This is a genomic window from Saccharopolyspora soli, assembly GCF_022678645.1.
Taxonomy (GTDB): Bacteria; Actinomycetota; Actinomycetes; order Mycobacteriales; family Pseudonocardiaceae; genus Saccharopolyspora; species Saccharopolyspora soli.
In genome coordinates this window covers 43,094-64,398 of record NZ_JALBWV010000042.1, presented here as the reverse complement: position 1 = coordinate 64,398, position 21,305 = coordinate 43,094, and the positions used below count along the sequence as shown (strand labels likewise).

Annotated in this window: 21 protein-coding genes; 11 read left to right on the top strand and 10 right to left on the bottom strand. The window is 68.0% G+C overall.

What is annotated here, in order from left to right:
• Positions 1 to 24: 24 nt before the first annotated feature.
• The 5 genes from MOQ72_RS27930 to ctaE all read right to left on the bottom strand — a co-directional run bounded on the left by MOQ72_RS27930 (position 25) and on the right by ctaE (position 4,799).
• The gene (locus MOQ72_RS27930; protein WP_242188669.1) at positions 25 to 450 is read right to left on the bottom strand and encodes a PPOX class F420-dependent oxidoreductase; all 426 of its coding nucleotides are present in this window, start codon (positions 448 to 450) and stop codon (positions 25 to 27) included.
• A gap of 93 nt (positions 451 to 543) precedes the next feature.
• The gene (gene qcrB / locus MOQ72_RS27925; RefSeq protein ID WP_242188668.1) at positions 544 to 2,196 is read right to left on the bottom strand and encodes a cytochrome bc1 complex cytochrome b subunit; all 1,653 of its coding nucleotides are present in this window, start codon (positions 2,194 to 2,196) and stop codon (positions 544 to 546) included.
• Positions 2,193 to 3,320, bottom strand: coding sequence for a cytochrome bc1 complex Rieske iron-sulfur subunit (gene qcrA, locus MOQ72_RS27920; RefSeq protein WP_242188667.1), 1,128 nt, complete (start codon positions 3,318 to 3,320; stop codon positions 2,193 to 2,195). The genes qcrB and qcrA overlap by 4 nt, the downstream gene beginning before the upstream one ends.
• Positions 3,317 to 4,123, bottom strand: a complete 807-nt coding sequence (qcrC, locus tag MOQ72_RS27915) for a cytochrome bc1 complex diheme cytochrome c subunit (RefSeq protein WP_242188666.1) — start codon at positions 4,121 to 4,123, stop codon at positions 3,317 to 3,319. Before qcrC ends, qcrA begins: the two co-directional genes overlap by 4 nt.
• Positions 4,124 to 4,187: 64 nt before the next feature.
• Positions 4,188 to 4,799: an aa3-type cytochrome oxidase subunit III gene (gene ctaE / locus MOQ72_RS27910; protein WP_242188665.1), complete on the bottom strand. Its 612-nt coding sequence runs from the start codon at positions 4,797 to 4,799 to the stop codon at positions 4,188 to 4,190.
• 86 nt (positions 4,800 to 4,885) lie between these two features.
• On the opposite strand from ctaE, the gene MOQ72_RS27905 reads away from it, so the two are divergent.
• The 3 genes from MOQ72_RS27905 (at position 4,886) to trpD (ending at position 7,065) form a co-directional block, all read left to right on the top strand.
• The gene (locus MOQ72_RS27905) at positions 4,886 to 5,308 is read left to right on the top strand and encodes a hypothetical protein (RefSeq protein ID WP_242188659.1); all 423 of its coding nucleotides are present in this window, start codon (positions 4,886 to 4,888) and stop codon (positions 5,306 to 5,308) included.
• Between the two features lie 110 nt (positions 5,309 to 5,418).
• Positions 5,419 to 5,826: a response regulator gene (locus MOQ72_RS27900; RefSeq protein WP_242188658.1), complete on the top strand. Its 408-nt coding sequence runs from the start codon at positions 5,419 to 5,421 to the stop codon at positions 5,824 to 5,826.
• Positions 5,827 to 6,006: 180 nt separating this feature from the next.
• The gene (gene trpD / locus MOQ72_RS27895; RefSeq protein WP_242188657.1) at positions 6,007 to 7,065 is read left to right on the top strand and encodes an anthranilate phosphoribosyltransferase; all 1,059 of its coding nucleotides are present in this window, start codon (positions 6,007 to 6,009) and stop codon (positions 7,063 to 7,065) included.
• 14 nt (positions 7,066 to 7,079) lie between these two features.
• On the opposite strand, the gene MOQ72_RS27890 is transcribed toward trpD, so the two are convergent.
• The 3 genes from MOQ72_RS27890 to ctaC form a co-directional block, all read right to left on the bottom strand.
• On the bottom strand, positions 7,080 to 7,364 hold the full coding sequence (locus MOQ72_RS27890; RefSeq protein ID WP_242188656.1) for an Lrp/AsnC family transcriptional regulator: 285 nt from the start codon (positions 7,362 to 7,364) through the stop codon (positions 7,080 to 7,082).
• A 302-nt stretch (positions 7,365 to 7,666) separates the two neighbouring features.
• Entirely contained in the window at positions 7,667 to 8,062 is a 396-nt protein-coding gene (locus MOQ72_RS27885) for a cytochrome c oxidase subunit 4 (protein ID WP_242188655.1), read from the bottom strand.
• Positions 8,063 to 8,104: 42 nt separating this feature from the next.
• The gene (gene ctaC, locus MOQ72_RS27880) at positions 8,105 to 9,040 is read right to left on the bottom strand and encodes an aa3-type cytochrome oxidase subunit II (protein WP_242188654.1); all 936 of its coding nucleotides are present in this window, start codon (positions 9,038 to 9,040) and stop codon (positions 8,105 to 8,107) included.
• Between the two features lie 253 nt (positions 9,041 to 9,293).
• Between ctaC and asnB the strand changes: the two genes are divergently transcribed.
• A complete protein-coding gene (gene asnB / locus MOQ72_RS27875; RefSeq protein ID WP_242188653.1) occupies positions 9,294 to 11,222 on the top strand; it encodes an asparagine synthase (glutamine-hydrolyzing) in 1,929 nt (642 codons plus the stop codon).
• Positions 11,223 to 11,330: 108 nt separating this feature from the next.
• Positions 11,331 to 12,089 carry an SDR family oxidoreductase gene (locus tag MOQ72_RS27870; protein ID WP_242188652.1) on the top strand — a complete coding sequence of 253 codons (759 nt, stop codon included), beginning with the start codon at positions 11,331 to 11,333 and terminating at the stop codon, positions 12,087 to 12,089.
• 77 nt (positions 12,090 to 12,166) lie between these two features.
• Here MOQ72_RS27870 and MOQ72_RS27865 read toward each other — a convergent pair whose 3' ends face one another.
• Positions 12,167 to 13,729: a glycoside hydrolase family 13 protein gene (locus MOQ72_RS27865; RefSeq protein WP_242188651.1), complete on the bottom strand. Its 1,563-nt coding sequence runs from the start codon at positions 13,727 to 13,729 to the stop codon at positions 12,167 to 12,169.
• Between the two features lie 48 nt (positions 13,730 to 13,777).
• Entirely contained in the window at positions 13,778 to 14,800 is a 1,023-nt protein-coding gene (locus MOQ72_RS27860) for a LacI family DNA-binding transcriptional regulator (RefSeq protein ID WP_242188649.1), read from the bottom strand.
• A gap of 201 nt (positions 14,801 to 15,001) precedes the next feature.
• Here MOQ72_RS27860 and MOQ72_RS27855 point away from each other — a divergent pair, with 201 nt between their 5' ends.
• The 6 genes from MOQ72_RS27855 to MOQ72_RS27830 all read left to right on the top strand — a co-directional run bounded on the left by MOQ72_RS27855 (position 15,002) and on the right by MOQ72_RS27830 (position 21,255).
• A complete protein-coding gene (locus MOQ72_RS27855) occupies positions 15,002 to 16,228 on the top strand; it encodes an extracellular solute-binding protein (RefSeq protein ID WP_242188648.1) in 1,227 nt (408 codons plus the stop codon).
• Between the two features lie 120 nt (positions 16,229 to 16,348).
• The gene (locus MOQ72_RS27850) at positions 16,349 to 17,272 is read left to right on the top strand and encodes a carbohydrate ABC transporter permease (RefSeq protein WP_242188647.1); all 924 of its coding nucleotides are present in this window, start codon (positions 16,349 to 16,351) and stop codon (positions 17,270 to 17,272) included.
• A 1-nt stretch (position 17,273) separates the two neighbouring features.
• Positions 17,274 to 18,170 carry a sugar ABC transporter permease gene (locus MOQ72_RS27845; protein WP_242188645.1) on the top strand — a complete coding sequence of 299 codons (897 nt, stop codon included), beginning with the start codon at positions 17,274 to 17,276 and terminating at the stop codon, positions 18,168 to 18,170.
• 54 nt (positions 18,171 to 18,224) lie between these two features.
• Positions 18,225 to 19,121 carry a homocysteine S-methyltransferase gene (gene mmuM, locus MOQ72_RS27840; protein WP_242188644.1) on the top strand — a complete coding sequence of 299 codons (897 nt, stop codon included), beginning with the start codon at positions 18,225 to 18,227 and terminating at the stop codon, positions 19,119 to 19,121.
• Between the two features lie 84 nt (positions 19,122 to 19,205).
• A complete protein-coding gene (locus tag MOQ72_RS27835) occupies positions 19,206 to 20,441 on the top strand; it encodes a sialidase family protein (RefSeq protein WP_242188642.1) in 1,236 nt (411 codons plus the stop codon).
• A gap of 76 nt (positions 20,442 to 20,517) precedes the next feature.
• A complete protein-coding gene (locus MOQ72_RS27830; RefSeq protein ID WP_242188640.1) occupies positions 20,518 to 21,255 on the top strand; it encodes an SAM-dependent methyltransferase in 738 nt (245 codons plus the stop codon).
• The last annotated feature ends 50 nt before the right edge of the window (positions 21,256 to 21,305 follow it).

Sequence of the window (21,305 nt, the reverse complement as noted above, 5' to 3'; positions counted from 1 at the left end):
CCCCGCGCCGATCCCCGGACTCTCTCAGGCGGTCATGTCGAAGGCGGCGATCACCTTGGTCGGCCGGATGCGGACGACCAATTCGCCCGGCACCCCGTTTCGGCGGCCGAACTCCTCCGCCCGGTCCCGCCCCATGTACCGACCGCCGATCTCGGTGGCGGTCCGCAACAGCTCGGCCGGGTCCTCGGAGGTTTCCGCGATGCCCTGGACCTGGACGAAACCGAACGGCGGCTCGGGGAGGTCCGCGCACAACACGACGCGCGGATCGCGGACGACCGCGCGCCCCTTCGCGGTGTTCTTGCCGGTGTTGAACACGACCGAATCGCCGTCCAGCACGAACCACACCGGCGCGACCAGCGGCCGTCCGTCGCTCGCGGTGAAGCCGAGCATGCCCGTGCGGGTTCCGGCTTCGAGGAAGGCGCGGACTTCCGGATCCTTGATCGATGTCACGCCCACCACGCTAGTCGCGCCGCGCAGGGGGCGCGATTCTGCTGAGAGGCAACGAGGCCCGGCACCCTCGGGTACCGGGCCTCGGTCAGCTGCTCACTCGGTGGGCTGCTGGGGCTTGCCCGCGGTCAGCTCGCGCTCGGTCAGCTCGCGGATCTCGTCGTCCTGCCGAGCCCGCTCCAACGCGTGCGTCTCCTCGATCGGGTCCGGCTTCAGCAGGCTGCCCGCCACCGGGTGACCGGCCGCGCCGAGCTTGTTCATCTTCTTCGGCACCGGAGCGCCCTGGTAGGGCAGCGGCTCCGGGTGGCCGTGCTCGTCCACCGGCCCCAACGGCTGGTGGACCTCGATGAACTCACCGTGCGGCAAGCGCTTGATGATGCCGGTCTCCACACCGTGCTCCAGCACCTCCCGGTCGCTGCGCTGCAAGCCCAGGCAGACCCGGTAGGTGATGTAGTAGGCGATCGGCGGCAGCACCAGCAGGCCGATCCGGCCCGCCCAGGTCATCGCGTTCAGCGAGATGTTGAACTCGAACGCGATGATGTCGTTGGTGCCCGAGATCATCAGCACCGCGAAGAACGCCAGCGCCATCACGCCCAACGACGTCCGCACCGGCACGTCGCGCGGCCGCTGCAACAGGTTGTGGTGCGCGTTGTCCTTGCTCAGCTTCCGCTCGATCATCGGGTACAGCGCCGCCGCGGTGAAGATCGCGCCCATGAACAGCACCGTCGGGAAGAACACCGCCGGGATGGTGAACGGCCCGAGGTAGAGCTCCCAGGCGGGCCACAACCGGCTGGAACCGTCCGTCCAGATCATGTACCAGTCCGGCTGCGAGGCAGCGGAGATCTGCGAGGCCACGTACGGCCCGAGGTTCCAGATCGGGTTGATCTGGAAGACCCCGGCGAGGATCGCGCAGACCCCGACCACCATCGCGAAGAAGCCGCCCGCCTTGACCGCGAACACCGGCATGATCCGGACGCCGACCACGTTGCCCTCGGTCCGGCGCACGCCCGGGAACTGGGTGTGCTTCTGGTACCAGACCAGCGCCAGGTGCACCGCCACCAAGCCCAGGATCAGGCCGGGCAGCAGGAACACGTGGAACAGGTAGAACCGCGGGATCAGGTCGGTGCCGGGGAACTCCGAACCGAACAGGATCCAGTGGATCCAGTTGCCCACCACCGGGATGGACATCACGATGCCGGAGGCGATCCGGACACCGGTGCCGGAAAGCAGGTCGTCGGGCAGCGAGTAGCCGGTGAAGCCCTCGAACATGCCCAGCACGAACAGACCGATGCCGATCATCCAGTTCGTCTCACGCGGGCGCCGGAACGCACCGGTGAAGAAGATCCGGAACATGTGCGTCACCATCGACGCCATGAACAGCAGCGCCGCCCAGTGGTGCAGCTGGCGGGCGAACAAACCGCCGCGGACCTCGAAGGAGATGTTCAGCGCGCTCTCGAACGCCCGCGACATCTCCACGCCGCGCAGGTTGGTGAACACCCCCTGGTACTCGACCTCCTGCATCGAGGGGTCGAAGAAGAACGCCAGGTAGGTGCCGGTGATCAGCAGCAGGATGAACGTGTAGAGCGCGATCTCGCCGAGCAGGAACGACCAGTGCGTCGGGAAGACCTTGTTCAGCTGCCGCCGCAAGCCGGGGGCCAGCCGGTACCGCGAGTCGAGCTCGTCGGCCGCGTTCGCGGCCTTGCGGTACAGGGCGCTTTCCCCCTTCGTGGGCGTGGTGATCGAACTCATGACTTACGCTCCCAGTACGCCGGACCGACGGGCTCGATGAAGTCGCCTTTCGCCACGAAGTAGCCGTCCTCGTCCACCGTGATCGGCAGTTGGGGCAGGGCGCGCGTGGCCGGGCCGAACACCGGCTTGGCATAGGTGTTGACCACGTCGAACTGAGACTGGTGGCACGGGCAGAGCAACCGGCCGGTCTGCTGCTCGAACAGCGATGTCGGGCAGCCCAGGTGGGTGCAGATCTTCGAGTAGGCGTAGTAGTCGCCGTAGTTGAAGTTCTCCTGCCCCTTGCGCTTGATCGGCTTGCTGCCGGGGCGCAGCCGGATCAGCATGACCGGCGCGTCGCCCTTGCGCATCGAGGAGATCAGCTCCTCCTCGCTTTCCCGCATCGACTCGCGGAACGGGAAGACGGTCTCGAAACCGCCCGCGTCGATGTCTTCCGGGCGCAGCAGCGAGACGTCGTGCGGGTTGCCGGTGTCCCGGCGCAGGTAGGTCTTCTCGCCGTTCTCCGACAGCCACCCCGTGTGCAGCAGGGACGCCTGCCCCTGCTCCGACCACGGGTTGCGGATCATGCCGCCGAGGGCGAACACGCCAGCGCCGATGCCGAAGGCGCCGAGCCCGAACCCGGCGGTGCGCTTGATCATCGAGCGGCGGGCGATGCCGCTGCGGGTGCCCGCGTCGGCGAGCAGCGCGGCGGTGGTCTGCCGGTCGACCTCGCTGGAGGAGTGCCCGTCGTGCCGCTGCTGGATCGCGACCTCGTGCGGGATGAACTTCTTCTGGTACTGCACCACGCCGATGCCGACGGCCAGGATCGCCAGACCGAAGAAGAATCCGATCAGCGGGTTGTACAGCGAGTAGATGAAGTGCGCCTGCGGGTCGGTGGATGGCTGGTAGTCCCACGGCCAGAAGATGAACACCGCGATGAACGCCAGCGCGGACAGCCCGGCCACCGTGAACCAGGCGGCGACCGACCGCTCCGCGCGCCGCTCCGCGCGGGTGCCCTTGATGGGCCAGTTGTCCCGGTACTCGATGAGTTCGACGTCGTCGAGGGCCAGGCCCAGCCGGACCTTCTCGTCCCGGCTCATCTCGGCCAGTTCGGCCTCGGTGTAATCCTTCTTCTGCTGCTCACTCATGCCCTGGCTCCGATCCACAGGGTGAGGCCGATCAGTGCGCCGAGTCCGACGACCCAGGCGATCACCGTCTCCGGCCCAGGCCCGTAGCCGCCGAGGTCGTTGCCGCCGGGGTTGTTGTTCCCGTTCGTCACGGACTTGACGTAGGCGATGATGTCCTTCTTCTCTTCCGGGGTGAGCTGCCGGTCCGAGAACTTCGGCATGTTCTGCGGGCCGGTGAGCATCGCCTCGTAGATCTGCTGCTCGGTGGCCTCGTGGATGTTCGGCGCGAACTTGCCCGAGGACATCGCGATGCCGCGTCCGGTGAAGTTGTGGCAGGACGCGCAGTTGAGCCGGTAGAGCTCACCGCCGCGGGCCGGGTCGGCCCCCTGCAGCGCCGCGCCGGTTTGCGCCGGGGTCTCCGGTCCACCGCCGTAGGTCTGCACGAAGGCGGCCAGCGCGTCGATCTCTTCCGGGTTGAACTTCGGCGGCTTGCGCAACGCCTGCGCTTCCTGCCGGGCCATCGGCATCCGACCGGTGGACACCTGGAAGTTCACGGCTGCCTCGCCGACGCCGACCAGGCTGGGCCCGCGGTCCTGGACGCCCTGCAGGTTCGCGCCGTGGCAGGTGATGCAGGCGTTGTTGTAGAGCTGCTCGCCCTGTCTCACCAGAGCCGGGTCCGCGGCGGCTTGCGCGGTCTGCGGCTCGGGAGTCACGACGGTGTACAGCCCACCGGCACCCACCAGCGCGATGCCCAGCGCCAGTACACCGGAAATCCGTCGCTTGAGCTTCGAGCCCGCGCGGTTCCGTTTCTTTGTGGTGGTCATGAGTGCGGCAACCCTTGCTGTCCGGTTCGGGGGGTTCGGTTTCGACCTCGTTCGCAGAAGCCGATCAGGGGACGAGGTAGATCACGGCGAACAGGCCGATCCACACGATGTCCACGAAGTGCCAGTAGTACGACACCACGATCGCGGCGATGGCCTGGGCGGGCGTGAACTTGCTGAGCTTCGTCCGGATGATCAGGAAGACGAACGCGATCAGCCCGCCGATGACGTGCAGCCCGTGGAAACCGGTCGTCATGTAGAAGACGGTTCCGTAGGCCGACGACGCGATCGTGGTCGCGTGCTCGGTGATCAACTGGAAGTACTCGCCGGCCTGCCCGAGCACGAAGATCGCGCCCATGATCAGCGTGACGACGTACCACCGTCGGAGGCCGAAGACGTCACCGCGCTCCGCCGCGAACACGCCCCACTGGCAGGTGAACGAGGACGCCACCAGGACGATCGTGAACGGGAGGGCGTACGGGAGGTTCAAGTGAGTGGGCGGTGGTGGCCACTCGCCCTCGTTCTGCGCCTTCACCGTGAAGAACATGGCGAAGAGCCCAGCGAAGAACATCAGCTCGCTGGCCAACCAAACGATGGTGCCCACGCTGACCATGTTCGGCCGGTTCAGCGAATGCACGCGTTGACTGATTGAGGGCGCTGCCGTTGTCACGCGACGCATTATGTCTTGCACGTTTTCCGCTCGCGCCTTCGGGTCCGGACGTTTGCCACAGGGGTGATCGGATCGCAACCTGGAGGTGACGCACCGTGAAAGGCATCCGGCCGCGCTGGGCCGCCCGCCGAGCCCGCGGCAAGCCTGCGATCAGCGTCGATGACGCCGAACTGGGGGTCGTCGTGACGGCCTTCGACGAGACCGAGGCGGCGTCCGCGGCAATGGCCCGCGCCGAGCTCTGGCAACCAGAAATGCCTGCGGTGCTGCGCCACCACCTAGCACTGCCGGAGCGCTCGATCGAGGCCGCTCGGAGCGTTCTGGCCGCCGACGGTTGGGAACTTCGCCCAGGTGGACGGGGTGCGGAGCACGCTGCGCCGGACCTGACGGCGCTGGTAGCGCTGCGTGTCCAACGGCTCGACGCGTTGCATTGCTCACAGGAGGGTTCCCGGATGGCCGGGCTCGCGCAGCGGCACGGCGGACAGTCCTTCGGCTGGGACGCCCTGCAACGGTTGGGCTGATCAATTCGCGTGGGCGCCTGCGGTTCACCCCGTTCGGACCGATAGCATGCGAAGTTGTTCGTGCCAGCCGACCGGGTGCGGGTGTCCCGCAGCGCACTGAGGAGCCAGTGATGAGCACACCGACCACGAACGTTCTCGTGTTCAGCCATCGCCCCGAGGTTCGGGAGTCGATCATCACAGCCATCGGGCGGCGCCCGGCCCCCGATCTGGGTCGGTTGCACTACATCGAGGTCGGCACGGTCGCCGACGTGCTCAGCGAGGTCGACGCCGGGCATGTGGACCTGGTCATCCTGGACGGCGAGGCGCAGCCCACCGGTGGCATGGGTGTGTCGCGGCAGCTGAAGAACGAGATCCGGCAGTGCCCGCCGGTGGTGGTCGCGGTGCGGCGCAAGGACGACCGTTGGCTGGCGACCTGGTCCCAGGCCGACGCGGTGCTGGTCCACCCGCTCGACCCGCTGGCCGCGGCCGAGACGGTGGCCGAGGTGCTGCGCTCCCGAGGTAATCCAGTACCGGCCTGAACGGGCATTGCGGGATGATTTGCACAGCGGCGCGGGTATGCGGAACCGTGGAGCCGCGCGTGTCCGGGGCACGGCGTCGGGACTGAGCGCACCTGGAGGTCCGAGGACTCCCAGCGGTGCTCGCCGGATCCCGCACCGCACACGCGGCTGACAGCGCTTTCTAACGACGGAGCGAAGATCGTGGCAACCACGGCGGGAAACTGGGCGGGACTGCTGAGCAGCCTCGTCGCGGGCGAGGACCTCACCGCGGCGGACACCACCTGGGCGATGGACCTGATCATGTCCGGTGAGGCCACCCCGGCGCGGATCGCGGCGTTCGTGGTCGCCCTGCGCGCCAAGGGCGAGACCCCCGCCGAGGTCCGCGGGATGGCCGACGCCATGCTCGCGCACGCCAGGCCGTTGGAGATCACCCAGCGCGCGGTGGACGTCGTCGGCACCGGCGGCGACCGCTCCGGCAGCGTGAACATCTCCACCATGACCGCGATCGTGCTCGCCGCCTCCGGGATCACGGTGGTCAAGCACGGCAACCGGGCGGCGTCGTCGAAGTGCGGCACCGCCGATGTGCTGGAGGAACTAGGCGTCGCCATCGATCTGAAGCCGGAGGGCGTGCGGCGCTGCGTCGAGGAGGTGGGCATCGGGTTCTGCTTCGCGCCGGTGTTCCACCCGGCGTTCAAGTACACCGGCGGGCCGCGGCGCGAGATCGGCATCCCGACCGCGTTCAACCTCCTGGGCCCGCTGACCAACCCAGCACGCCCGGCCGCCGGGCTGATCGGCTGCGCCGACCGCCGGATGGCGCCGGTGATGGCCGAGGTGTTCGCCGCCCGCGGCTGCTCCGCGCTGGTCGTGTGCGGCGACGACGGCATGGACGAGATCACCACCACCACGAGCAGCACGGTGTGGGCCGTGCATGACGGCACGGTTCGCGAAGACCGGATCGACCCGCAGGAGTTCGGCATCGCGTACAGCAGCCCGGAAGATCTGCAGGGCGGCGATGCGGCGGTCAACGCGAAGGTCGTCCACGACCTCCTGGCGGGCGCCAAGGGCCCCGTGCGAGACGCTGTGCTGATCAACGCGGCCGGTGCGACCGCTGCCTACGACGGGCCCGGAACCGATCTCAGCGGCCAGCTCAGCGCCGGTCTGCAGCGGGCCGCGAACGCGATCGACTCCGGTGCCGCGGCCGACCTCCTCGACCGCTGGGCGACGCGCTCGACAGCCCTGCGCACCCAACTGGGCGCCTGAACCAGCGCGCCCTGCTACGCGTCTTCGAGGCCGATGGAGAAGGCTGCCTCGGTGTCCCTGCGGGAGTAGGAGCGGAACGCGATGTGCGTGTCCGTGCCGAGAACGCCTTCGACCTTGTTGATCCGGCCCGGCACGATGTCGGCCAGGTCTTCGTGGCGGGACACCCGCAGCAGCGCGATCAGGTCTACGTCGCCAGCGCAGGAGTAGACCTCGTCGACGCCGTCGAGGTCGGCGATCTCCTGGGCCGCCTCGGCGAGGCGGTCGGCGGCGGTCTGGATCAGCACGATCGCGGTGATCACGACAAGAACCTCCTGCTGCGGCACGGCACTGGAAAAGATCCTATGCGGTTGTCTTTAAAGCGGCGCAGCCGCTTGGCCCACCTACGCAGCTCGCACCGCCGCGGGTTCTCAGAGGGTGTCTCGCGAGGACAGCCCCGACGTGGTGTATCGGACATACATGATGTCGGGGATCCCACAGCGAGACGGCCTCTGAGGTTCCGCGCCACCCGCACCGCCATGCAAAACGAGTGCACGACAAGGCATTAAACCGCAGCAGGCCCCCGAGCCCGGGTGGCTCGGGGGCCTGCCAGCGATGTCGATCGTCAGTGGTTCTGACCGGTGTGGTACTCGAACACCAGGCCAGCGACCATGATCAGCACGATGCCGACGGCGATCACGATCATCCACACGTGGAAGAACGCCAGCGCGACACCGGTGAAGGCGGCGGCCGCGGCCAGGCCCACCGGCCAGTAGCTGCCGGGGCTGAAGAAGCCCATCTCACCGGCTCCGTCGCTGATCTCGGCGTCCGGGTTGTCCTCCGGCCGTTCCTCGATGCGGCGGGCCACGAACGAGAAGTAGCTGCCGATGATCAGGGACAGCCCGCCGACCAGGATCAGCGCCACGGTGCCCACCGGCTCCCTGGACCAGACCCCGTACACGATCGCGGACAGGAAGAAGAAGATGGTGATGAAGTTGAAGATCTTGGATTCGACCTTCATGGAGTCCTCGCTCTCACGCCTTGCGCCCTGTCGAGGGCACCCCTACCTGGTCGCCCCGGTCGCACCGGAGGGAAGTCCGCTGGTGCGGTCGGTGTTGAACGGAACGCCGGTCACCGCGTGCGGCGTGCACAGCTCGCCGCAGTTCATGGCGCTCAGCGCCTCCGAGGCGGTGTAGGGCTGGCCGGTCTGCGGGTTGACCTGCGTCCGCAGTTGCATGTACCGGTCGAACTTGTCCGGCGACAGGGCCCGGACCTCGAAGTTCATCATCGAGTGGTACGTGCCGCACAGCTCGGCGCACCGGCCCACGAAGGAACCTTCGCGGTCGATGGTGTTCTGGAAGACGTTGTCCTGGTCGTTCTTCTGCGGGTACGGGAAGGTGTCCCGCTTGAAGTGGAACTCCGGCACGAAGAACGAGTGGATGACGTCGGTGGAACTGATGTGGTACTCGACCCGCTCCCCGGTGGGCAGGACCAGCAGCGGGATCTCGCTGCTGCTGCCCACGGTGCGGACCGGCTGCCCGTCCGGCGTCCGGTAACCGGGGTAGTTGAACTCCCAGTTCCACTGGAAGGAGATCACGTTCACGGTCTGGTCCGGCTTGGCGGGCTTGGCCAGCACGTAGTTCTGGGTGACCGCGGTGAAGTAGAACAGCACGACCACGAGCACGAACGGGATCGCGGTGTAGATCAGCTCAAGCGGCAGGTTGTACTGGAACTGCCGGGGCAACTCCTCGGTCTTCTTGCGGTGGAAGGCGACCGACCAGAAGATCAGCCCCCACACCAGCACACCCACCGCGAGTGCCGCGATCACCGACCAGGTCCACAGGTTGCGCATCGCGTCGGCCTGCGGGGTGACACCCTGCGGCCAGCCGAACCGCAGGACCTCGTCGGTCGTGCAGCCCGTTGCCGCGACACCAATCAGGCCGATCAAACCAGCGACCTTGACCAGCCGTGGCACTCGGGTCCCCTCCTTCAGGCCCACTGCGCGACGCCTCCTCGTGCAAAACTCACCGCTGCGGCCTGGTTGACCCGCCGTCCGCCCACGAGGACGAGACCGGGGATCTGCCGCCGGAATCCTGCGCAGAGCCTAGCCCAGGTGTAGCCGCGATACTGCTGCGGGGGCGTCGATCGCGATTGCGGCCCCGCGCGTGCCGCAGGCGGGCGAGCGGCATACTGGGGCGCAGCCTTGGGGGGCTGAAGACGACACCGCCGACTCGAAGAGGTGCACCAGACGCGTGTGCGGCCTGCTTGGACTTATCTGTCCCACCGAAGAGACCGCCGGTTATGCCGTTAACGCCGTGGCCAACGCGCTGCCGTGTCAACGACACCGAGGACCGGACGAGAGCGACACCTGGCACGGCGGTGAGGTCGTCTTCGGCTTCAACCGGCTGTCGATCATCGACCTGGAGCATTCGCACCAGCCGCTGGTGTGGGGTCCACCGGAAACACCGGGGCGCTACACCATCATCTTCAACGGTGAGATCTACAACTACCTGGAGCTGCGCGCCGAGCTGATCGAGCGGTTCGGGGCCCGGTTCAGCACCGACGGCGACACCGAGGTGATCGTCGCCGCCTACCACTACCTGGGCACTTCGATGGTCGGTCGGCTGCGCGGCATGTTCGCGTTCCTGATCTGGGACCGCGAGCGCCGCGTGGTGTTCGGCGCGCGGGACCCGTTCGGCATCAAGCCGCTGTTCTACGCCGCCGGACCGGGCGGGGTGGCCTTCGCCAGCGAGAAGAAGAGCCTGCTTAGCCTGGCCAACACGCTGCGGATCGCCGAGGAGCTGGACCACAAGGCGTTGCAGCACTACCTGGTGCTGCAGTACGTGCCGGAGCCGGAGTCGCTGCACCGGCAGGTCCGCCGCATCGAGTCGGGCACGTCGTTCACCGTCGCCCCCGGCGGCCAGCTGGTCACCGAGCGGTACTTCCAGCCGAACTTCCACTCGCGGCCGGTCAACACCGACTCCGACGCGCGACGGCTGCACAACGAGATCGTCGATGTGATGCGCGACTCGGTGGCCAAGCACATGCGCGCGGACGTCACCGTCGGATCGTTCCTCTCCGGTGGCATCGACTCCACGGCGATCGCGGCGCTGGCCAAGGAGCACAACCCGAACCTGATCACCTTCACCACCGGTTTCGAGCGGCAGGGCTACTCGGAGGTGGACGTGGCTGCCGAGTCGGCGGCGGCGATCGGCGTCAAGCACGTGGTCCGCACCGTCTCCGCCGAGGAGATGATGCAAACCCTGCCGCTGATCGTCTGGTACCTGGACGACCCGGTGGCCGACCCGGCGCTGGTGCCGCTGTGGTTCATTGCCAGGGAGGCCCGCCAGCACGTCAAGGTGGTGCTTTCCGGGGAAGGCGCCGACGAGTTGTTCGGCGGCTACACGATCTACCGCGAGCCGCTGTCGCTGGCGCCGTTCGAGAAGGTGCCGGGAACGCTGCGCAAGGCGATGGGCCGGGTGTCGACCGCGATCCCGGAGGGGGTGCGCGGCAAGGACCTGCTGCGGCGCGGCGCGCTGAGCTTGGAGGAGCGCTACTACGGCAACGCGCGCATCTTCCGGGACGATCAGCTGCGCAGCGTGATGCGCAGCTTCGATCCGGGGGTGTCGCACAAGGACGTCACGGCTGGTCCGTACCGCACCTCGACGAGCTGGGACCCGGTGACCCGGATGCAGCACGTGGACCTGTTCACCTGGCTGCGCGGCGACATCCTGGTCAAGGCCGACAAGATGACCATGGCCAACTCCCTGGAGCTGCGGGTGCCGTTCCTGGACCCGGAGGTGTTCCGGATCGCCAGCACCGTCCCGCTGGAGCAGAAGATCACTCGGGAGACCACCAAGTACGCGCTGCGCCAGGCGTTGACCCAGGTGGTGCCCGCGCACGTGCTCAACCGGCGCAAGCTCGGGTTCCCGGTGCCGATCAAGCACTGGCTGCGCGACGAGATGCACGACTGGGCGCGCAACATCGTTCAGCAGTCGCAGACGGATCACCTGCTCAACCGCACGGCGGTGCTGCAGTTGCTGGAGGAGCACCGCTCCGGGGTGTTGGACCACAGCCGCCGCCTGTGGGCGCTGCTGGTGTTCATGCTGTGGCACGCGATCTTCATCGAGGGCCGCCTGTCCCCCGAGGTCCCCGAGCCGCACTACCCGGTTCGACTCTGACCGAGTCCGCGAGACGGCCCGTTCGCCCGATGGCGAGCGGGCCGTTCTGCGTCGCTGTCACATCAGCGGTGGGCGTTTCGTCCTGTCTGCGACGGACAGGAGGACATGATGCGGATTCTCGTCACCGGGGCTACCGGGATGTTGGGGCAACAGGTCGTTCCGGTACTGCGCGAGGCCGGGCACGAAGTGGTGCGGATGAGTCGTCGCCCGGCTCCGGAGGGGGTCACGGCCTGGCGGCGGGCGGATCTGGCCACCGGCGAGGGCCTGGAACACGCGGTCGGTGACGTCGACGCGATCGCGCACCTGGCATCCAGCCCGTACCGGGGCAAGTACACGCAGCAGACCGATGTGGACGGCACCCGGCGGCTCGGCGAGGCGGCGCGGCGAGCCGGGGTCGAGCACCTGCTGTACGTGTCGATCGTGGGCATCGACGCCATTCCGTGGAAGTACTTCAAGCAGAAGCTGGCCGCCGAGGAACACGTGCGCGGCGGTGTGCCGTGGTCGATCGTCCGAGCCACGCAGTTCTACCCGGCGATCGACATGGTGCTGGGGATAGCCGCCCGGCTCCCCGTGATGCCGGTGCCGTCGAAGGTCCCCGGCCAGCCGGTCGACACCGCGGTGGTGGCCAGCCGGGTGGCCGAACACTTCGCCAACGGCCCGACCAAGGAGATCGCGAACGTCTGCGGCCCCGAGGTGCTGACCGTCCAGGAACTGGCCAACACCTGGCTGGCGGCGCGAGGCCGACGCCGAGCCACGTTCCCGTTGCACGTCCCGGGAGCCCTCGGAAAGGCATTCCGCGCGGGCGCATTGACCCTCCCGGACCAGCCAGCCCCAGGCCCAACCTGGCGGGAATGGCTGGAGATGTGATCATGCACTCGGTGCACGAAAGGCACACCGTGGACGAGCTCCTTGGTGCGCAACCGGGTTGGAGCGCGGTTTCGCACTCACGAGCCCAACCACGCAGTTGTCGCTCCGGGCAGCACCCCGTCCCAGTCCGAGGCGGCGTCGCTGCGGCAGAGCAAGCGGCCTGGCAGGTCGAGTTCGACCGGCGACGCACCGAAGTTCGTGGCGCACGCGAAGCCCGGCTCCCGGCGGAAGGCCAGCACCCCTTCGGGCGCGTCCAACCACTGCAACGCACCATCACCGAGCGCGGGGTTTTCCCGCCGCAGAGCCAAAGCGTCGCGGTAGGTGCGCAACACCGAGTCGTCGCGGGCACTTTGCGCGGCGACGGTCAGCTGCGCCCACTCCCCTGGCACCGGTAGCCAACTCGCCGCTGAGCTGAAGCCGAACGGCGGGTGCGCGCCGGACCACGGCATCGGCACCCGGCAGCCGTCGCGGCCCAGCTCGGTGCGGCCGGAGCGCTCCCAGATCGGGTCCTGCCGGGCGTCGTCGGGCAGGTTCAAGACTTCGGGCAGCCCGAGTTCCTCTCCCTGGTAGACGTAAACCGAGCCGGGCAGCGCGAAGCTGAACAACGCCGCCGCGCGGGCTCGCCGCGCACCCAGCTCGCCGTCGCCGTAGCGGGTCACCGGCCGCTGCACGTCGTGGTTGCCGAGCACCCACGTCGTGGTCGCGCCCACCTGGGCGGTGGTGGCCAGCGATTCGTCCACCACGGTCCGGAAATCCGCCGCCGACCACGGCGCCTCCAGCAGCGCGAAGTTGAACGCTTGGTGCAGTTCGTCAGCTCGGACGTAGCGCGCCAGCCGCTCGCTGGTCGACGCCCACGCCTCCGCCACCCCGATGCGCGCGCCCTGGTAGGAGTCGAACAGCTGGCGCCAGTCGCGGTAGATCTCGTGCACCTCGTCCTGGTCGAAGTACGGCAGTTCACCTCGCCCGAGCAGGGAGATCTGCTTGTGCCGCCCGGTGTCCGGCAGGTCCGGGTGCTTGATCATGCCGTGCGCGACGTCGATCCGGAACCCGTCGACACCGCGGTCCAGCCAGAACTTGAGCACCTTCCGGAAGTCCGCGCGCACCTGCTGGTTTCGCCAGTTGAGGTCGGGCTGTTGCGGGGCGAACAGGTGCAGGTACCACTGGCCGTCGTCGAGCCTGGTCCACGCCGGACCGCCGAAGACGGATTCCCAGTCGTTGGGCGGCAGTTCGCCGTCCGCGCCACGACCGTCCCGGATCACGTACCGGTCCCGCGCGACGTCACCGGAGGCGGCCGCCAGCGCTTCCGCGAACCACGGGTGCTGGTCGGAGGTGTGGTTGGGCACCACATCCACCAACACCCGCAGTCCGAGCGAATGGGCGTGCGCCAACAGGGCGTCGAAGTCGGCCAGGGTGCCGAACGTCGGGTCCACGTCGCAGTAGTCGGCCACGTCGTAGCCGCCGTCGGCCATCGGCGAGGGGTAGAACGGGGTCAGCCAGACCGCGTCGACGCCCAGCCGCACCAGGTGCGGCAACCGGGCGCGCACCCCGGCCAGGTCGCCCAGGCCGTCACCGTCGTCATCGGCGAAGCTTCGGACGTAGATCTGGTAAACGACTGCATCACGCCACCAGGTCGGCGACATCGCCGCTCCTTCCGCATCGCAGGGCAAAACGAGTTCGGAGACAGGTACTCATATCGATCGGGTGGACTCCCGGACCACCAGGCTGGGCCGGAACATGCGGCTGAAGCTGGTCGAACCGCGCCCCGGTTGGTCCGCGTCGAGCTGCCGGGCGAGTTCGTCGACCGCCGCGGCGGCCATGTCGTGGATGGGCTGCGCCAGCGTGGTGAGCGCGGGTTGGCAGTACGCGGCCAGCGGGATGTCGTCGAAGCCGACCACCGAGATGTCGTCGGGCGTGGCAAGCCCGCGGCGCTTGGCCTCCCGCATCGCGCCAAGCGCCATGACGTCCGAGGAGCACAGCACCGCGCTCGGGCGCGGGCCGTCCAGCAGTCGGCCCATCGCCTCGGCCCCTCCCCTGGCTCCGAACGGTGCGTGCGCCACTAGGTCCGATTCCGGTTCGACACCGGCTTCTTCGAGCGCGGCCGTCCAACCGGCCCGCTTCAGCCGGGAAGGCAGTGCGCGAGCCGGGCCGCTGACGAACCCGATCCGGCGATGGCCAAGCTCAAGCAGGTGCCGCGCGGCCGTGTACCCGGCGAGGTGCTCGTCCACGGTGATGTCCGGGACGTCCAGGCTCGGCGCGCCGCCGTTGACGAAAACCATCCGCACGCCTTCGGCGCTGAGCTTCTCGTAGTAGCTGCGGCTCCTGCGTTCGTCGTTGTCCGGATTGGCGATCTCCGGGGAGACGAAGATCATGCCTTCGACACCGCGGGCCACCAGCATCCGCACGTATTCCTTCTCGGTCATCGCGGCGTGCGTGTTGCACAGCAGCGATGCGTATCCGGCCAGCGAAGCGCGGGTTTCCAGCGCTTCGGCGAAGGCCGGGAAGACCGGGTTGGACAGTTCCGGCACCAGCAGGCCGACGACGCCGGTGCGACGCAGCGCGCCGACCCCGCGCGCGGTGTGCGGCATCTGGTTGAGCACTTCGAGCACGCGCTGCCGGGTCTCCTCCTTGATGCCCGCCTTCCGGTTGAGCACCCGGCTCACCGTGGACACGCTCACCCCTGCCGCCTGGGCGATATCGGCCAGACCCGCCACCGCTCACTCCTCCGCACTGGGACCATCCGCTGCCGCAATCCTGCACACGGCCGAAAGAATTTGCAATCGAGTTCGAATCAGGATGTCAATCCGGGGACTCATTTGTACCGGAACACCTTGACTTGCGTCACATTTCAGGTATGCAATCTAACGCCGTAGGTTCGCAAGTTTTTGCATACTGGAGGTCCGAACATGAGACCAATGGCCACGGTCACCGCCGCCCTGGGCCTGGTCGGGGCGCTCGCCGCCGCTGGCTGCGGCGGCGGTGCGGGCAATCCGAACGAGGTCGTCTTCTGGGACACCAGCGGTTCCTCGGAAAGCGCCGTGTTCAGCGAGATCGCCACCGAGTGCGGCCGCACCGGCGGCTACCAGGTGCGCGTGGAGACGGTCGCGTTCGACCAGGCCCTGAACAATTACAAGACCGCCGCGCAGGGCGGGCAAGGGCCGGACGTGTTGCGCGCCGACGTCGGCTGGGTCGCCCAACTGGCGCAGGCCGGGCTGATCCACGACTTGTCGAACACTCCACTGGCCACCGACACCGGAGATTTCCTCGCCGCACCACTGGAATCCACCAAGTACCAGGGCAAGACCTACGGCGTCCCGCAGGTCACCGACACGCTCGCGCTGTTCTACAACAAGCGGCAACTGGCGCAGGCGGCGGTGGACCCGCCGAAGAGCTGGGACGAGCTGAAGGCCATCGCGCCCAAGCTGGGCGGCGACCGGGCGCTGTTCATCAACAACGACGAGTACTACGCGCTGCCGTTCCTATACACCTTCGGCGGCGACCTGGTCGACACCGAGTCGCGGCTGATCACGGTGAACTCGCCGGAGGCGGTGCGCGGCGTGCAGGTCGCCAAGGACCTGCTCGACGCCGGGGCCGCCCGCACCGCGCTGGACCAGCCGAACTCCTACACCAGCATGAAAGCGGCGTTTACCGCGGGCGAGGTCGCGATGGTCATCGACGGCCCCTGGGCGGTCTCGGAGTTCGTCCAGTCCGAGCAGTTCGCCGACCCGGCCAACCTCGGCATCGCCCCGGTGCCCGGCTCCGCGACGCCGTCGCCGGTCGGCGGCCACGACTACGTGATCCGGCAGGGCAGTGATGCCACCGAGGCGTCGATGAAGTTCATCCAGTGCATGAGCAGTGCGGAACACCAGGCCGAGATCGCCGGGAAGCTGGGACTGCTGCCGACCCGCAGGTCCGCCTACGACGTTCCCGAGGTGGCGCAGCACCCGGTGGTGTCGGCGTTCCGGCCGCTGGCGGCCAATGCCCACAACCGGCCGTGGATCCCGGAGAACAGCGAATTGCTGGAACCGCTGCAAACCGCGTTCGCCGACATCCTGGCCGGACGCAAGGACGCGCAGGCCGCGCTGGACGAAACCGCGCGGACCTACCAGACCTCGGTCCTGACCGACTACGCGCAGCGGTGAAGCCGGTCTCCGAACTCGTTTTGCGTGGCGGGACAAGCTGCACCCACTGGTCGAGCGGCAGCGCCGCTTCGGCGACAACGAACACGACCGAATCCACCAACAGGTTCTGAGGCGGCTTCGATGCGCTTGCGGATCTTCTTGGCGCGGCACTGGTTCTGCTACGCGATGGTCCTGCCGGTCGTCGCGGTGCTCGCGCTGCTCGTGGTTTTCCCCCTGTTGCAGGGGCTGTTCTTCGGGTTCACCGACATCAACGACACGAACATCGCCAACCCGGTGCTGGACCGCGAGGCGTCCTACGGGTTCGTCGGGCTGACCAACTACCTGAACGTGCTCTCCGGTGACCCGGCGTTCGGGTCGTTCTGGTCGACGCTGGTGCGCACGCTGATCTGGACCTTCGCGTGCGTGTTCTGCCACTACACCATCGGCCTGGCGCTGGCGATGCTGCTCAACCGCCCGTTGCGGTGGCGCGGTCTGTACCGGGTGCTGCTGATCGTGCCGTGGGCGGTGCCGGTGTTCATCAGCGCGTTCGCCTGGCGGTACCTGTTCAACTCGGAGTACGGGCTGATCAACTGGGCGCTGGAGTCGGTCGGGCTGCCCGCGCAGGTCTGGCTGGGGCAGTCCGATCTGGCGCTGGTGTCGGTGATCATCGTCAACGTCTGGCTTGGCGTGCCGTTCATGATGGTCGCGCTGCTTGGCGGCCTGCAGGCCATCCCGGCGGAGGTGTACGAGGCCGCGGAGATGGACGGGGCGACGCCGTGGCAACGGTTCGTGCACGTGACGTTGCCGGGACTGCGGCCGGTGTCCGGCACGGTGGTGCTGCTCGGGGTGATCTGGACGTTCAACATGTTCCCGGTCATCTACCTGATCACCGGCAACAACCCGCACACCAGGATCCTGGTCAGCTACGCGTTCGAACGGTTCTTCTCCGGAGCGACCAGGGATTACGCGATCGCCTCGACGTACGGGGTGCTGATCCTGTCGATCCTGCTGGTGTTCGCCACGATCTACCGCCGCGCGATGCGCAGGCAGGGGGAGGTGTTCTGAATTGACCATCGACTCAGCCTCGCTGCAAGCGACATCCACGGCGGCCGAGCCGACCCGGCGGCGCAAACGGTCCGCTGCGGCCAGCGTCGGCCTGCATGCCGCGTTGATCGTCGCATCGCTGATCGCGGTGTTCCCGGTGTTCTGGGTGCTGGTGGTCTCGTTCAAACCGGACGCCAAGGCGATCGAGCCGATCCCGACGCTGTTCAACGAGTCCAGCTTGGACAACTACTGGAACGTGCTCTCCGGCGCGAAGGGCGCTTTCCTGAGCTGGTTCGGCAATTCGGTGCTCATCGCGGCGCTGACCACGGTGCTCGGCGTGCTGCTGGCGGCCACCACCGCCTATGCGGCCAGCCGGTACCGCTTCCCCGGACGGCACTGGCTGCTGCTGTCCTTCCTGGTGGTGCAGATGTTCCCGTTCGCGGTGCTGATCGTGCCGCTGTACAACATCCTGCTGAGCCTGGGTCTGCAAGGCAGTGCGTTCGGATTGGTGCTGGTGTACTGCAGCACGGCGATCCCGTTCTGCACTTACATGTTGAAGGGCTACTTCGACGGGATTCCCAGCGACATCGACGAAGCGGGCCGGGTGGACGGGCTTTCGCCGTTCGGGGTGTTCTGGCGGTTGGTGCTGCCGCTGGCGAAGCCGGGGCTGGCGGTGACGGCGTTCTACTCCTTCATCGTGGCCTGGAGCGAAGTGGCGTTCGCCTCGGCCTTCCTGTCCGCCGAGGACCGGTCGAAGACGCTGGCGGTGGGCCTGCAGGTGTTCGTGCAGCAGAACCGCGCGGAGTGGGGTCACCTGGCAGCCGCGTCGGTGCTGGTGGCGGTGCCCGCGATGATCGTGTTCTACCTCGTGCAGCGGTTCCTGGTGAGCGGTCTGGCAGCAGGCGGCGTGAAGGGCTGAGTTGCTGCGCGTGGTGACGGTTGGAGTCAGGACTCCAACACTAGGCTGGTCGGTATGGACGCGTTCAGCCTCAGCGGCGCACCGACGATCCTGGACGGCGGCCTGGCCACCGAACTGGAGGCGCATGGTCACGACCTGTCCGACGCGTTGTGGTCGGCGCGCCTGCTGGTGGACGCTCCGGAGGAGATCGTCGCAGCGCATGCCGCGTTCTTCCGGGCTGGTGCGTCGGTCGCGACGACGGTGAGCTACCAGGCGAGCTTCGAGGGGTTCGCGCAGCGCGGCGTCGAGCGCGCCGAGGCGGCGAGGCTGATGCGGCGCAGCGTGGAACTGGCCCGACTGGCGGGCGAGGTCGAGCCGGGTCGGCACCGCTGGGTGGCGGCGTCGATCGGCCCGTACGGCGCGATGCTCGCGGACGGCTCGGAGTACCGGGGCCGGTACGGGCTGACCAAGCGCGAACTGCGTGCGTTCCACCGGCCGCGGCTGGAGGCGTTGGCGGAAGCGCGCCCGGACGTCTACGCGCTGGAGACGGTTCCGGACGTGGATGAGGCGGAAGCGCTGGTCGATGAGGTCACAGCGCTGGATCTCCCGGCCTGGCTGTCGTTCACGATCAGCGGCGTGCGGACCCGGGCGGGACAGCCCTTGGCCGAGGCGTTCTCGCTGGCCGACACCGACGCGATCATGGCGGTGGGCGTCAACTGCTCGGCACCGGAGGACGTGCTGACCGCGATCGAGATCGCCCGCGAGGTGGTGGAAAAACCGATCGTGGTCTACCCGAACAGCGGCGAGGACTGGGACGCGCAGCGCCACGCCTGGACCGGCCGGTCCCGCCTGTCGGCCGAGCAGGCCAGGAGCTGGCGCGCGGCGGGCGCGCAGTTGATCGGCGGTTGCTGCCGCGTCGGCCCCGCGGACATCGCGGCCGTGGCGGACGCGCTGACTGCGCCGAGCGACTGAGCCGGGGTGCGCCGAATCGCCGAGGCGGGCAAACATTTACCGGACAATTCATCGGCAAGTTCTTTTCCGACAAGGCGGTTTGCGGTGAAATGTCGTATCCGTTCGTCGGCGAAGGGACACGGCATGCGCCGGATGGCGAAGCTCGCAGCAGCAGGAGCGGTACTGCTTTGCCTGGGCGCGGCCCAGGCGTTCGCGACCGACGAGCCGCTGGAGATCACCGGGACGACGGTGTTCACCAAGGGCGAGGGCGGCTACAACTGCTTCCGCATCCCGGCGTTGGTGCGCACCCAGGACCGATCCGCGCTGCTGGCGTTCGCGGAAGGCCGCCGCGGCGACTGCGACGACACCGGCGACATCGATGTGGTGCTCAAGCGCTCGACGGACGACGGACGAACGTGGCAAGCGCTGGAACTGGTCGCCGACGGCGCTGGTGACACGCGGGGCAACCCGGTACCGGTCGTGGACCGCGGCACGGGTCGAATCACCTTGCTGACAACGCACAATCCGGGTTCGGACTGCGCGGGCGGTGGTAGCTGCACCAGAACGCCCTTCCTGCAGCACAGCGTGGATCCGCTAGGTACGCAGTGGACCGAACCGGTGGCGCAGCCCCAGTTGATGAAGCCGGAGTGGAACACCTGGTACGCCACCGGACCGGGCCACGGCCTGCAGATGACGCGGGGCGAACACGTCAACCGGATGGTCGCGGGCATCAACTTCGAAGGCGATGGCGGTGTCAAGGGAGCGGGCATCGTCCACAGCGATGACGGCGGAACCACCTGGCAGATCGGTGCGACCGACGACCGGACGGGCCAGCCGATCAAGCCGCAGGAGCTGAGCCTGCTGGAAACGGTCGACGCGGAGCTCTACGCGGCGGCGCGCAACCAGGACAACTCCGGTACGACGATCGCCGAAGGCAACCAGGCCCACGCGGTCAGCGCCGACGGCGGGGCGACGTTCCGGGAACCCTTCGAGCTCGTGCCGGAGCTCAACGGCCCGGTGGTGCAGGGTTCGGTGGTGCGCCTGCGCGCCACGACGGCCGGAGATCCGTACAACCTGATCCTGTTCTCCGGGCCGTACAACACGGACCCGAACATGGACCACCGCCGCCACACGATGCGCATCCGCACGTCGTCGGACGAGGGCGCGACGTGGCAGGAGGTCGGCACGGTCATCGACGCGACCTGGGCGGCCTACTCCGACCTGATCAACCTCGGCGGCGGCTGGGCCGGTCTGCTGTACGAGGCGGGCGCCCCGGAGTCGGAGGACGCGAACCAGACGATCCGCTACGCGAGGTTCAGCGAGACCGATCTGGCCCGCTGAGCGCGAAAACCAGTTGGCAGAACCAGGGATTGGCCCCCAAGCTGGTACGCATCCAACCGATGCCCGGGGGAAACCGATGGCGGAGCCGGAGTTCGACACCGAGGGCCTGTTCGACGACGACTACCTGTACTTCTACAGCGAACTCACGGATGCGCGCAATGCCGAGGACACCGAGCTGATCTGGAACCTGCTGCGGTTGGAACCGGGCACCGAACTGCTCGACCTGGCATGCGGCCACGGGCGGCTGGCGAATCCACTCGCGGCACGCGGCTGCCGGGTGACGGGTCTGGACTACACCCAGGTGTTCCTTGACAAGGCCCGCGCGGACGCCGAAACCCTCGGCGTCCAGGTGGAGTACGTCCGGGGCGACATGCGCGAACTGCCGTGGACCGGGCGGTTCGACGCGGTGATCAACTGGTTCACCGCCTTCGGCTACTTCTCCGACGAGGGGAACCGCCGCGTGCTGGAGCAGGTCCACAACGCGCTACGGCCGGGCGGGAAGTTCGCGCTGGAGCTGAACAACGTCGTCAACCTGCTGCGCCGCTACCAGGACAGCGTGGTCCGCCAAGTGGGCGAGGACATGGCGATCGACCAGCACCGCCTGGACCCGATCACCTTCCGCTCCATCGTGGAGCGCACGATCATCCGCGATGGTCGGATCCGCCGCGTGCCGTACTCGGTGCGCTTCTTCGCCTTCCCGGAACTCCGCGACTGGCTGCACCAAGCGGGCTTCCGAGAAGTCGAAGGCTACGGCGCGGACGGTGCCCCGCTGACCGCGGAACACCGCCGCATGATCGTCATCGCCGAACGCTAACCCCGGTTCGAGTGAAGAGTGAAGGGCACCTTTGACCGAGTAAGCCGGTC

Bases quoted from the DNA above. Each gene is read 5' to 3' on its own strand.
- qcrB (WP_242188668.1), bottom strand. From the start codon at position 2,196: ATGAGTTCGATCACCACGCCCACGAAGGGGGAAAGCGCCCTGTACCGC.
- qcrA (WP_242188667.1), bottom strand. From the start codon at position 3,320: ATGAGTGAGCAGCAGAAGAAGGATTACACCGAGGCCGAACTGGCCGAG.
- qcrC (WP_242188666.1), bottom strand. From the start codon at position 4,123: ATGACCACCACAAAGAAACGGAACCGCGCGGGCTCGAAGCTCAAGCGA.
- ctaE (WP_242188665.1), bottom strand. From the start codon at position 4,799: ATGCGTCGCGTGACAACGGCAGCGCCCTCAATCAGTCAACGCGTGCAT.
- MOQ72_RS27900 (WP_242188658.1), top strand. From the start codon at position 5,419: ATGAGCACACCGACCACGAACGTTCTCGTGTTCAGCCATCGCCCCGAG.
- MOQ72_RS27885 (WP_242188655.1), bottom strand. From the start codon at position 8,062: ATGAAGGTCGAATCCAAGATCTTCAACTTCATCACCATCTTCTTCTTC.
- MOQ72_RS27870 (WP_242188652.1), top strand. From the start codon at position 11,331: ATGCGGATTCTCGTCACCGGGGCTACCGGGATGTTGGGGCAACAGGTC.
- MOQ72_RS27865 (WP_242188651.1), bottom strand. From the start codon at position 13,729: ATGTCGCCGACCTGGTGGCGTGATGCAGTCGTTTACCAGATCTACGTC.
- MOQ72_RS27855 (WP_242188648.1), top strand. From the start codon at position 15,002: ATGGCCACGGTCACCGCCGCCCTGGGCCTGGTCGGGGCGCTCGCCGCC.
- MOQ72_RS27850 (WP_242188647.1), top strand. From the start codon at position 16,349: ATGCGCTTGCGGATCTTCTTGGCGCGGCACTGGTTCTGCTACGCGATG.
- mmuM (WP_242188644.1), top strand. From the start codon at position 18,225: ATGGACGCGTTCAGCCTCAGCGGCGCACCGACGATCCTGGACGGCGGC.
- MOQ72_RS27830 (WP_242188640.1), top strand. From the start codon at position 20,518: ATGGCGGAGCCGGAGTTCGACACCGAGGGCCTGTTCGACGACGACTAC.